This is a genomic window from Lactococcus formosensis, from assembly GCF_018403745.1.
Lineage (GTDB): Bacteria > Bacillota > Bacilli > Lactobacillales > Streptococcaceae > Lactococcus > Lactococcus formosensis.
On sequence record NZ_BOVP01000007.1, the window covers coordinates 18,211 to 30,118 of the forward strand.

An 11,908-nucleotide genomic window follows, 5' to 3' on the forward strand; every position below is an offset into this window, starting at 1 on the left:
GTTTTTTTATTGCCATTTTTGCTCTATTTAATTAGATATTCCATAATATTAATGAATAACTTATGAAATTTAGGTAAAATAGAAAGCAGGATAATTGGATTGTCCGTTGAATTTTAGAAAACACAGGAGACATATATCGTATGAAAAAAAGAGGCATCCTCTTAGTTAATCTTGGTACACCCGAGAATACATCGCCCCAAGCACTAAGAAAATACCTAAAGAAATTTTTGTCTGATCGGCGCGTGATTAAGACACATCCCTTACTCTGGCAACCGCTTCTCAACGGAGTTATTCTTAATACTCGTCCGAAAAAATCAGCTAAGCTTTACGAAAAGATTGTCAAAGATGGCGAGTTTCCACTGCTTACCTACACAGCAGCACAGGAAAAAAATCTGCAGGAAATCTGTCCTGACGTTGAAGTAGCTATGGGGATGTCCTACAGCGAACCGAGTATTGAGAGTAGTCTGGAAAGTCTCTTGAGCAAAGGGGTGGAGGAGTTAACGGTTCTTCCTATGTATCCCCAATATTCAGGGACAACAGTAGGTTCAGTCTTTGACAGTGTGATGAACTTCTTTTTGAAAAAAGATCATATTGTGGATTTAAAGTTTATACGCTCCTTTTATAAAGAACCTCTCTATATCAAATATTTTGCTGATAAGATAAAGGAAACCCTTGCAAATGAAGAGGACATTGAAGCTGTAGTCTTTTCTTATCATGGTATTCCACTTTCTTACGTGACGGATGGCGACACTTATCCAGAAGAATGCACGGAAACGACACGTTTAATTATGGAAGAGCTTGGTGATTTTCCGCATTATCAAACTTATCAGTCAAAATTTGGTCCTGCTGAATGGTTAACCCCCGCAACCGATGATACTTTGAAGAAACTTCCAGGACAAGGCATCAAAAAAATTCTTATCGTTGCGCCTGGCTTCGTGGTAGATTGTTTAGAAACGATTGAAGAGCTTGAAGAAGAAAATAAAGAATACTTCCTTGAAAATGGTGGCGAAAAGTATGTCTATGTCTCGCCTTTCAATGAAGACATGGCTTTTGCTGAGCTTGTCAAAGAGATTGCAGAGAAAAAATAAATATTATTTTCTAAAAAATCAAAAAACTTACTTAAAAGGGCTTGACAAAAGATAAAGAAAATCCTAAAATGGTCATTAGAGACAAGTCTTTAACCAATTCTTTAAAAGAGAGCGAGTGTGTGGTGCGAACTCGTATTGTGATTGCTAAAGATACCACTCTGATAATTCTTTCTGAGAACAGAAAGCGTGGCTGACACGTTACGTCAAAGATGAGATATTTTTGAGGCTTTTTGTGCCGAAAAAATTAAAAAGGTGGTAACACGCAGATCGCGTCCTTTAGAGGGAATTGATCTGCGTTTTTTTATTTCCTCAGTGCTCATCCCCAAAACTAAAATATGTTAACAAAAAAATTGGAGGCTTATATGATTAAAATCACTTTCCCAGATGGTGCTGTCAAAGAATTTGAGGCAGGCATCTCAACACTTGAAATTGCAAAATCAATCTCACCTGGTTTGGCTAAAAAAGCCTTGGCTGGTAAAGTCAACGGCAAACTTATTGACGTGACCCGTCCAATCAAAGAAGATGCAACTTTTGAAATTGTAACACCTGACCATGAAGATGCTTTTGGTTTACTTCGTCACTCTGCAGCTCACTTATTTGCTCAAGCAGCACGTCGTCATTTTCCAAATATTCACCTTGGTGTAGGTCCAGCGATTGAAAATGGTTTCTACTATGATACTGATAATGAAGAAGGACAAATTTCAAACGACGATTTGGAAAAAATTGAAGCAGAAATGCGTCGTATCTCCAAAGAAAATTTCCCTTCAATTCGTAAAGAAGTAACAAAAGAAGAAGCAAAAGAAATCTTTGCTGGCGATCCTTATAAGCTTGAGCTTATCGAAGAACACAATGAAGATGAAGGCGGTTTGACAATCTATAGCCAAGGCGAATACACTGACCTTTGCCGTGGCCCACACGTACCATCAACTGGCTTTATTAAATTCTTTAAATTGCTTAACGTGGCAGGTGCTTACTGGCGTGGAAATAGTGATAACGCGATGATGCAACGTGTTTACGGTACAGCGTGGTTCAATAAAGAAGACCTAGAAGAAAACTTGAGAATGCGTGAAGAAGCGAAAGAACGTGATCATCGTAAACTCGGTCGTGAGTTAGATCTTTTCTTTAATGAAGCTTCTTTGGGGGCCGGTACAGCTTACTGGTTGCCAGATGGTGCAACTATTCGTCGTACAATCCAACGTTTCGTAGAAGACCGTGAAATTGCTGCAGGCTACTTGCACGTTAACACACCAAACTTGATGAACTTGGATATTTATAAACAATCAGGTCACTGGCAACATTATCACGAAGACATGTTCCCACCAATGGATATGGGTGATGGCGAACAAATGGAGCTTCGACCAATGAACTGCCCATCACACATTGCTATCTATAAACACCATGTACACAGCTACCGTGAATTGCCTATCCGTATCGCTGAGTTCGGTACAATGCACCGTTATGAAAAATCAGGTGCACTCTCAGGTCTTCAACGTGTACGTGTGATGCAACTGAATGATGGTCACACATTTGTGACACCTGATCAAATCCAAGAAGAATTTGGTAAAATTCTTGAATTGATTATGGAAATGTACCGTGATTTTGGTATCGACGATTACAGCTTCCGTCTGTCATATCGTGACCCAGAAGACACAGAAAAATATTTCCCAGACGATGCAATGTGGGAAAAATCACAACGTATGCTTAAAGCAACAATGGATGATATGAATCTTGACTACGTTGAAGCTGAAGGCGAAGCAGCCTTCTACGGACCAAAACTGGACATCCAAGTTAAGACAGCCTTAGGTAATGAAGAAACACTTTCAACTATCCAACTGGACTTCCTTAACCCTGAAAACTTTGACATCACATATGTTGGTGCAGATGGTGAGAAACACCGTCCAGTCATGATTCACCGTGGTGTAATTTCAACTCTGGAACGCTTTACAGCTTACTTGATCGAACTTTATAAAGGTGCGTTCCCAACTTGGTTGGCACCTACTCAAGCGATCATCATCCCTGTAAATAATGAAATTCATGCCGATTACGCATGGGAAATCAAAAAACGTCTCCAAGAAAAAGGTTTGCGTATCGTTGTCGACGAATCAAATGAAAAAATGGGTTATAAAATCCGTCAAGCACAAACACGTAAAGTTCCTTATCAAATCGTTGTAGGTGACCAAGAAATGGCAGATGGTACTGTAAACATTCGTCGTTATGGTTCAACAGATACTGAAGTTATTAGCTTGGACCAATTTATCGAAAATATTCAAGAAGACGTAGCAAACTACAGTCGTACTAAATAATAAGAAGAGAGGCAACTCTCTTTTTATTATCATTAGAGCTGGTCTGACTTTCTAAAAAATCCAGAATACAAGCGCATTCACGACTTATAACTAGAAAAATAGTTCACAAAATGCTATACTAAGACAGTAATAGAAAATATTCGGAGGAATTTGAAATGGCAATCGTTTCAGCAGAAAAATTCGTACAAGCCGCTCGTGACAATGGTTACGCTATCGGTGGTTTCAACACAAACAACCTTGAATGGACTCAAGCTATCTTGCGCGCAGCAGAAGCTAAAAAGACTCCAGTACTTATCCAAACTTCAATGGGTGCTGCTAAATACATGGGTGGTTACAAAATGTGTAAACTCCTCATTGAAACTCTTGTAGAATCAATGGGAATCACTGTACCAGTAGCTATTCACCTTGACCACGGTCACTTTGATGATGCTTTGGAATGTATCGAAGTTGGTTACTCTTCATTGATGTTTGACGGTTCACACCTTCCAATCGAAGAAAACCTTAAACTTGCTGAAGAAGTTATCACAAAAGCTCACGCTAAAGGTATCTCAGTTGAGTGTGAAGTTGGTTCTATCGGTGGTGAAGAAGACGGTATCGTCGGTGAAGGCGAACTTGCTCCTATCGAAGACGCAGTAGCAATGGCTAAACTTGGTGTTGACTTCCTTGCAGCTGGTATCGGTAACATCCACGGTCCTTACCCAGAAAACTGGAAAGGTCTCCACATCGATCACTTGACTAAATTGAACGAAGCACTCGTTGAAGCTATGGGCAAAAATGTTCCTATCGTATTGCACGGTGGTTCAGGTATCCCTGACGATCAAATCCGCGAAGCAATCGCTAACGGTGTAGCTAAAATCAACGTAAACACAGAATGCCAACTTGCATTTGCAAAAGCAACTCGTGAATTCGTCGTTGAATTTAACGCTAACGAAGCTGAATACATGAAGAAAAAACTCTTCGACCCACGTAAATTCTTGAAACCTGGTTTCGACGCAATCACTGCATCAGTTGAAGAACGTATCGACGTTTTCGGTTCAGCAAACAAAGCTTAATCAGCTTTTTAAACTATGAATAAAAGAATGCTTGTCACTTGTGGCAGGCGTTTTTTTATGTGAAATGTGGAATCGGAAGTAAGTGAAGTCAGATTGGGTCAAAAATTTGAAAGAAAATGTTAAACTTAAAGAAGAGCAAAGTTCGGTTTACAGGGTAAAACTGATACTTAGATTGATGATGCTCGGATAATAAATGAGGGGGATATATGATAGGAATAAAAAAACATAAGAATACAAAACTTTCAAATGAGATAAACGGACCAATACCTCAACCTGTGAAAAAAACCATAAGCAGTGATAAAGCTTCTAAGGTTCACAGAACGATTCATGGAGCCTCGATTACTGCTGCAGGCGTAGGCGCTCTACCGATACCTATTGCTGATGCTTTAATTTTAGTACCGATTCAGTTAAAAATGCTGAAAAATATTTATAAAATTTATGACGTGAAGTTTAGTGATAAATTTGTCGTAAACTTTATAAGGGTGACATTGATTCCGTACATCGGAAGATCATTGGCTACTTTGATTCCAGGTGTAGGTAGCGTGGTTAATGCTTCAATCGCTGCAGCAATCACTGAAGCGATTGGCTGGAGTGCAGCTGCTTCATTAGAAAAAGGAATTGATATTACAAAAGACACTGAAAAGTTTGAAGGGATTTTGACAGATACGCTGAAAACTTTGATTCAACAAAAAAAATAAAAAAACTGCCATTTCTGGCAGTTTTTTTATAGAACATAATTTTTCCTTGACAAGAATTCATTAATGCAGTATACTTGTATAAAAGCGGTTTCATAAAAACGGATAGTGATTATTAAGTTAAGCTAGACCTTATCGTACTCTATTTTTGTCATAGGGGCGATAGGGTCTATTTTTGTGAAATAAGGGGTGAATTGTGGAAATCAGAAAAATCCTAAATAATAATGTGGTCATAGCAATCAATAGCAGAAATGAAGAAATTATCCTTATGGGTCTTGGTATTGGTTTCAAGAAAAAAATAGGTCAAGCAGTTGAGGTTGATAAAATTGAAAAAATTTTTGGTCTAAAAGCTAGCTCAGATATACAAAGTTTTTCAGAGATTTTAAACGAAATTCCGAGTACTATCATTGAGCTTTCGATGGTGACTTTATCCGAGGTCAAAGTTAAATTTGATAAGGAAGTTTCAGATACGACGCTTGTTGCTTTTGCAGACCATCTTCATGCAGCGCTTCTGCGGACTGAAGAAAACATCTCGGTGAAGAATTTCCTGCTCTGGGATATTAAACGTTTCTTTCCAGAAGAGTTCAAAATCTGTCTGAAAGCATTGGGAAAGGTCAAAGAACAATTTGGTGTAGAGCTGCCAGAAGATGAAGCAGGTTTCCTGACCATGCATATTGTCAATGGAACACTTGGTGCTGGACATGAGTATGCGATGCAGCTGACCAAACTTATGGAAGAGATTTTAACCACGCTAAAGTACACTTTGAAAATAACCTTTGATGAGCAAGATATTTACTTCCAACGCTTCGTAACACATTTAAAATTTTTTACGGAGCGAATCTTATCTGGCAGTGCTAGAGTGGAAGAAACAGATAAAGAACTGTTTGCTCTTATTATGCGCAAGTATCCCGTAGCTTATCTTGGCACACGTAAAGTGAGCGAGTTTTTAAAGCAAACAAGGGATTATGAAGTCTCTGAAAGCGAACAGATTTATATGACCGTGCATTTGGCACGTATCTTGGAGAAAATCCAGGAAAACTAAACTTTGGTAACAAATGGATCGTGACATTAAGTTGGCGAGACCTCTAAAAAATATATTATTTGGAGGTTTGTGATGGGCAAATATGAAGCTCTTGCAAAAGACATTGTAGCAAATGTGGGAGGGAAAGAAAATATCCTCTCATTGACAAATTGTATTACGCGTCTACGTTTTAAGTTAAAAGACGAAAGTCTCGCGAATACAGAAGTACTGAAGAAGATGAATGGTGTTGTCACTGTCATGCAAGCTGGTGGACAATATCAAGTCGTCATTGGGAACCATGTTCCTGATGTCCGCGCTGATGTGGATAGTGTTATCGGCAAGCTAGAGAGTGATTCTTCTCAGACGAAAGCCAAAGGAAATATTTTCGATAAGTTTGTCGAAATGATTTCGGGAATTTTCCAGCCTATTTTAGCTCCCTTAGCGGCAGCAGGTATGATTAAAGGGTTGAACGCGATTTTATCCTTTGCACTAGGTGCAAGCTTCCAAGCTTCTTCAACCTATGCCGTGCTTAACTCGATGGGCGATGGTCTATTCTTGTTTTTACCTATCTTTATCGGCTATACAGCGATGAAAAAATTTAACGGCTCGCCCTTTGTCGGGATGATGATTGCCGCAGCCTTGGTTTATCCTGGATTTGTGGATGGTTCAGTCACAAAAACATTCGCTGAGAGTGGGGGACTGGACTTCTTTGGAATTCCGTTTTCCGTTCCGGCTGCAGGTTACGGTTCATCAGTTATGCCGATTATCGCTATCACAGCTTTTGCGGCTTTTCTTGAACAACAGCTCAAGAAAATTATCCCTGATGTGGTGAAACTTTTCTTAGCGCCATTCTTTACTGCTTTGATTGCAATTCCTTTAGGTTTCCTCATTATTGGACCAGTCATGAACATTGCTTCTGATGCTTTAGGGAAAGGACTTCTCGCCTTACAAGGTTTCAGTCCAATTATCTTTGGACTTGTATTAGGCTTTACGTGGCAAATTTTGGTTATGTTTGGCTTGCACTGGGCAATTGTGCCTTTTGCCATCATTTCTTTAGCACAAGGTGAACCAACTGCATTACTTATAGCAGCATCAGGTGCTTCATTTGCTCAGACTGGTGCAGTGGGAGCAGTAATGTTGAAAACAAAAGATAAACGATTACGTGAGTTAGCCATCCCTGCTTTCATTTCTGGATGGTTTGGCGTAACAGAGCCAGCAATCTACGGGATAACACTTCCAAAGAAACGTCCTTTCTGGGCTTCATGTGTGGTAAGTGGTATTATTGGAGCCTTTGCTATGGGAATGGGCATTAAAGGATACACAATGGGCGGCTTGGGTGTCTTTAGTTTCACAACAAATATCAGTTTAGATGGTGATATTTCGGGAGCAGTTAAGATGATTATTTTAGCAATCATTGCTGTAATCGCAGGCTTTGTCTTGACATGGATTCTTGGTTTTGAAGATGAAAGCTCAGAGGAAGAACAACCAAAAGAAGCAACAAATAATCAAACTCGTATATTACAAGCAGTAGGTGAAGAACATATTACGACTCCTTTAGAAGGCAAGGTCCTTCCATTATCTGAAGCCAATGATGCAGCTTTTGCTGCTGGTGTGATGGGCAAAGGAGCAGTAATTGAACCAACAATTGGTGAAGTCTATGCCCCATTTGATGGACAAGTGATGACTGTTTTCCCTACAAAACACGCTATTGGTTTAATTTCAGAGCAAGGAACAGAACTCCTTATCCATGTCGGGATTGATACTGTGCAGCTGGAAGGGAAATATTTTGAATCCTTTGTTTCACAGGGACAAAAAATTCAAAAAGGCGAATTATTATTGAAGTTTGATATGGAAGCTATTGAAGCTGCAGGTTTCAGTACGCAAGTACCGATTATTGTAACCAATAGCAGTGATTTTGCGGATATTATGGTAACTGACAAGACAGCTATTCATAAAGCAGAAGAGTTATTAACAGGTCTTGTAAAAACAGCTGATGATTTGGTCGTTCAGCCGGTATAAAAAAGGAGAAATAGATGAGCTTTAAAAACGACTTTTTATGGGGTGGAGCTATCGCAGCCAACCAAGCAGAAGGTGCTTATAATGTTGGCGGCAAAGGACTTTCTGTGGCTGATATGAAAACAGTAGGTGGAAAAAACAAGGAACGTCATTTTACACCAGTGCTTGACGAGGAAACCTATTACCCTTCACATCGCGCGATTGATTTCTATCATAATTACAAAGAAGATATTGCTCTATTTGCGGAAATGGGATTTAAAACATTTAGATTGAGTATTAACTGGTCACGAATTTTTCCTCAGGGGGATGAAACTCAACCTAATGAAGAGGGACTACTCTTTTATGATCGTGTGTTTGATGAATGTTTGAAATATGGCATTGAACCATTGGTTACACTCAGCCATTTTGAAATTCCACTGGGCTTGATGGAAAAATATGACGGCTTTTTAAGCCGGAAAACCATTGATTTCTATGTGAATTATGCCAAAGTATGTTTTGAACGCTACAAAGATAAAGTCAGATACTGGATTACTTTTAACGAACTTAATTTTGGTACAATGCCACACGGTGAGCTTACGGTTTTAGGCCTTCATCCACATGGTGATTTTGCGCTCAATGCGATTCCAAAGGATGAGCATAAAAGATTTCAAGCCTTGCATCATACTTTTATTGCTAGCGCGAAAGCAGTCATTGAAGGACATAAGATTAATCCCAATTTTAAGATTGGCTGTATGATTGCTCATTTGACTATGTACCCGCTCACGCCTAATCCAGAAGATGTCTTGCAAACCAAAGAATACGACCTGCTTGTGAATAAGTTTGTCGGTGATGTCCAAGTCAAAGGGAAATATCCACCACTCATCGAAACATATTTTAAAAATAAAAAAATAAATATTCAAAAAGAGGTGGGAGATGACGTGTTACTCCAAGAAGGAAGAGTCGACATGTATACTTTCAGTTACTATATGACACTTTGCATGACCACACAGGAAGGGGCAGAGCCTTCGATGGGCAACCTAATGGGCGGTGCGGCAAATCCTTATTTGGAAGCGAGTGAATATGGATGGCAGATTGATGCGACAGGTTTGGAATATACTTTAACAGACCTGTATGACCGCTATGAAGTCCCGCTCTTTGTTGTGGAAAATGGTTTAGGTATGGAAGACAAAGTCGAAGCAGATGGTACGATCAATGATGATTATCGTATCGATTATTTCCAAAAACATATCAAAGCAATGAGCCGTGCAGTTGAGAAAGGTGTTGATCTCCTGGGATACACACCTTGGGGGTGTATTGACTTGGTTTCAGCAGGAACAGGAGAAATGCGGAAACGCTATGGCTTTATCTATGTCGATATGGACAATGACGGCAAAGGAACATTAAAACGTTCAAAGAAAAAATCATTTGACTGGTACAAAGAAGTAATTGCCTCAAATGCAGAAAATATTTTATAAAGAAATGAGAGAAATGAAATGACATTTAAAACAGACTTTTTATGGGGTGGTGCTACAGCTGCTAATCAATTAGAAGGTGCCTTTAACGTGGATGGGAAAGGCCTTTCTGTCGCAGATGCAATGCCGGGAGGGAAAGAACGCTTAGCCATCCTCAACTCACCAGACTTTGACTGGACCATTGATGAGAGTAAGCATGTTTATCCTAATCACAAAGGAATTGATCACTATCATCATTTTAAAGAAGACATTGCCTTGTTCGCTGAGATGGGTTTTAAGGCTTATCGCTTTTCTGTGGCCTGGTCCCGCATCTTTCCGAAGGGAAACGAAAGTGAACCTAATGAAGCCGGTTTAAACTTTTACGACCAATTGATTGATGAATGCTTGAAATACGGTATCGAACCTGTAGTCACAATCTCTCACTATGAAATGCCTCTAAACCTTGCCAAAGAATATGGCGGATGGAAAAATCGTGAATTGATTGATTTTTATGTCCGTTATGCAAAAGTTTTATTGGAACGTTATCAAGACAAAGTGAAATACTGGATGACTTTCAATGAAATTAACTCGGCAACTTTCTTTGCGGCTCTGGGTCAAGGTTTAGTACCTTCAAACGGAGGTAATGATAAAAAGAATGTTTTCCAAGCTTGGCATAATCAATTTGTTGCAAGTGCATTAACTGTAGAATTCGGACATGGCTTGAACAAAAATTTGCAGATTGGATGTATGAGTATTTATTCGACAACTTATGCTTTTGATGCTAATCCTGTGAATCAGATAGCTGCTCAACAAAGTATTCAAGAATTCAATTACTTCTGTAATGATGTCCAAGTACGTGGGGAGTATCCTGTCTTTACACACCGATTTCATAAGAAATATGGAATCAAAGAAGAAGACCTCAAGATAACGAAAGAAGATTTGGAAGCCCTGAAAAGAGGAACAGTCGATTACATCGGTTTTAGCTATTATATGTCAACTGTAGAATCTAAGACCCAAGAAGGGGTTGAAGCAAGTGGAAATATGGTACTTGGAGGTGTAAAAAATCCGTTTCTTAAAGAAAGTGAATGGGGCTGGGCCGTTGATCCTGATGGTTTACGCTATGCCTTAAATGATCTTTACGGACGTTATCAGGTCCCCCTCTTTATAGTAGAAAATGGCTTAGGCGCTATTGATAAAGTCGCAGCTGATGGCAGTATTCAAGATGATTATCGCATTGACTATTTGCGTAGACACATTATTGCTATGGAAGAAGCTGTCAATGATGGTGTTGATGTAATGGGCTATACACCTTGGGGATGTATTGACCTTGTCTCTGCCTCAACTGGGGAAATGAGTAAACGTTATGGCTTCATTTATGTGGATTTGGATGATAAAATCCAAGGTACAGGTCAACGTATAAAGAAAAAATCATTTGACTGGTATAAAGAAGTTATTGCCTCTAATGGTCAAAGACTTTAAAATAAAAAAACCACCTCAAGTGGTGGTTTTTTTATTTAGAAACTTATTAACGGGAGATTTCTAGGTATCCTCTAGAAAATGACGGACGATACGGCTAAAATTTGTGGGACGAAAATAGAAACTCAGATGACTCCCCCAAGGAATGATAAAAAACTGGCTATTAGGAATGTGCCTTGCAATATCATGCGCATGAGAAGTTTTAACTACGTCAAATTGACCATTTATGACAAGTGTGGGCGCAGTAATTTTTTCTAATTCGTTCATACTTTGGAGTGAATCTTCTAAAAGAAGTTGCAAAGCAGGTGAAGGTCTGCGCAGCATATGTGCACAGATATTGAGAAATTTTACTGTAAAGCGTACCAAAGCATAAAGTCCCGCATAGGTAGAATTCCCAGCGTTGAGGATTAAACGATTTATGCGTGTGGGGTACTTACTGGCTAGGAGCATTGCAATATTTGCACCATCGCTGAACCCGAGTAGATTGATGGACTTCAACTCTTCGGCTTGTACCACTTCAAGTACATCTTGCATTAAGCGATTAAAACTAAGCTTTTTTCCGTAAAAAAGACTTTTTCCATGCCCACGTGTGTCAATTGAAATGCAAGTGTAATATCCTTTTAGCCTTTTAATAAGTCGCTTAAAGATATTACTATTTTGTGAGTTACCGTGGAGGAGTAAAAGTGCAGGTCCCTCACCCTCAATTTTATAGTAAATTTTTACGTTATCACTTGTAATAATATATTTTTCCATGATCTTGTCCTTGATGCTAGTATAGCAGATTAGCCTTGAAAAGTGGCAGATGTAAATTAAATGAAATAATTGTA

Annotated in this window: 9 protein-coding genes; 8 read left to right on the forward strand and 1 reads right to left on the reverse strand. The window is 39.1% G+C overall.

What is annotated here, in order from left to right; translation table 11 throughout:
- Nucleotides 1–140: 140 nt before the first annotated feature.
- The 8 genes from hemH (at nucleotide 141) to KJS37_RS08400 (ending at nucleotide 11,084) form a co-directional block, all read left to right on the forward strand.
- On the forward strand, nucleotides 141–1,088 hold the full coding sequence (gene hemH, locus KJS37_RS08365) for a ferrochelatase (RefSeq protein ID WP_165713911.1): 948 nt from the start codon (nucleotides 141–143) through the stop codon (nucleotides 1,086–1,088).
- A gap of 362 nt (nucleotides 1,089–1,450) precedes the next feature.
- On the forward strand, nucleotides 1,451–3,391 hold the full coding sequence (thrS, locus tag KJS37_RS08370) for a threonine--tRNA ligase (protein ID WP_003133411.1): 1,941 nt from the start codon (nucleotides 1,451–1,453) through the stop codon (nucleotides 3,389–3,391).
- 155 nt (nucleotides 3,392–3,546) lie between these two features.
- Nucleotides 3,547–4,443 carry a class II fructose-bisphosphate aldolase gene (locus tag KJS37_RS08375; RefSeq protein ID WP_017370538.1) on the forward strand — a complete coding sequence of 299 codons (897 nt, stop codon included), beginning with the start codon at nucleotides 3,547–3,549 and terminating at the stop codon, nucleotides 4,441–4,443.
- 206 nt (nucleotides 4,444–4,649) lie between these two features.
- Nucleotides 4,650–5,141: a YcjF family protein gene (locus KJS37_RS08380; protein WP_213496841.1), complete on the forward strand. Its 492-nt coding sequence runs from the start codon at nucleotides 4,650–4,652 to the stop codon at nucleotides 5,139–5,141.
- A gap of 193 nt (nucleotides 5,142–5,334) precedes the next feature.
- A complete protein-coding gene (gene licT / locus KJS37_RS08385) occupies nucleotides 5,335–6,180 on the forward strand; it encodes a BglG family transcription antiterminator LicT (protein ID WP_213496843.1) in 846 nt (281 codons plus the stop codon).
- Between the two features lie 72 nt (nucleotides 6,181–6,252).
- Nucleotides 6,253–8,178 (forward strand): beta-glucoside-specific PTS transporter subunit IIABC, encoded by a 1,926-nt coding sequence (locus KJS37_RS08390; RefSeq protein WP_213496845.1) that lies wholly within the window; start codon nucleotides 6,253–6,255, stop codon nucleotides 8,176–8,178.
- 14 nt (nucleotides 8,179–8,192) lie between these two features.
- Nucleotides 8,193–9,629 carry a glycoside hydrolase family 1 protein gene (locus tag KJS37_RS08395; RefSeq protein WP_213496847.1) on the forward strand — a complete coding sequence of 479 codons (1,437 nt, stop codon included), beginning with the start codon at nucleotides 8,193–8,195 and terminating at the stop codon, nucleotides 9,627–9,629.
- Between the two features lie 18 nt (nucleotides 9,630–9,647).
- Complete coding sequence (locus tag KJS37_RS08400) at nucleotides 9,648–11,084, forward strand: glycoside hydrolase family 1 protein (RefSeq protein ID WP_213496849.1); 1,437 nt, start codon at nucleotides 9,648–9,650, stop codon at nucleotides 11,082–11,084.
- A 60-nt stretch (nucleotides 11,085–11,144) separates the two neighbouring features.
- On the opposite strand, the gene KJS37_RS08405 is transcribed toward KJS37_RS08400, so the two are convergent.
- Entirely contained in the window at nucleotides 11,145–11,834 is a 690-nt protein-coding gene (locus KJS37_RS08405) for an alpha/beta fold hydrolase (RefSeq protein WP_213496851.1), read from the reverse strand.
- Between the last annotated feature and the right edge of the window lie 74 nt (nucleotides 11,835–11,908).

Bases quoted from the DNA above. Each gene is read 5' to 3' on its own strand.
- hemH (WP_165713911.1), top strand. From the start codon at position 141: ATGAAAAAAAGAGGCATCCTCTTAGTTAATCTTGGTACACCCGAGAAT.
- thrS (WP_003133411.1), top strand. From the start codon at position 1,451: ATGATTAAAATCACTTTCCCAGATGGTGCTGTCAAAGAATTTGAGGCA.
- KJS37_RS08375 (WP_017370538.1), top strand. From the start codon at position 3,547: ATGGCAATCGTTTCAGCAGAAAAATTCGTACAAGCCGCTCGTGACAAT.
- KJS37_RS08380 (WP_213496841.1), top strand. From the start codon at position 4,650: ATGATAGGAATAAAAAAACATAAGAATACAAAACTTTCAAATGAGATA.
- KJS37_RS08390 (WP_213496845.1), top strand. From the start codon at position 6,253: ATGGGCAAATATGAAGCTCTTGCAAAAGACATTGTAGCAAATGTGGGA.
- KJS37_RS08395 (WP_213496847.1), top strand. From the start codon at position 8,193: ATGAGCTTTAAAAACGACTTTTTATGGGGTGGAGCTATCGCAGCCAAC.
- KJS37_RS08400 (WP_213496849.1), top strand. From the start codon at position 9,648: ATGACATTTAAAACAGACTTTTTATGGGGTGGTGCTACAGCTGCTAAT.
- KJS37_RS08405 (WP_213496851.1), bottom strand. From the start codon at position 11,834: ATGGAAAAATATATTATTACAAGTGATAACGTAAAAATTTACTATAAA.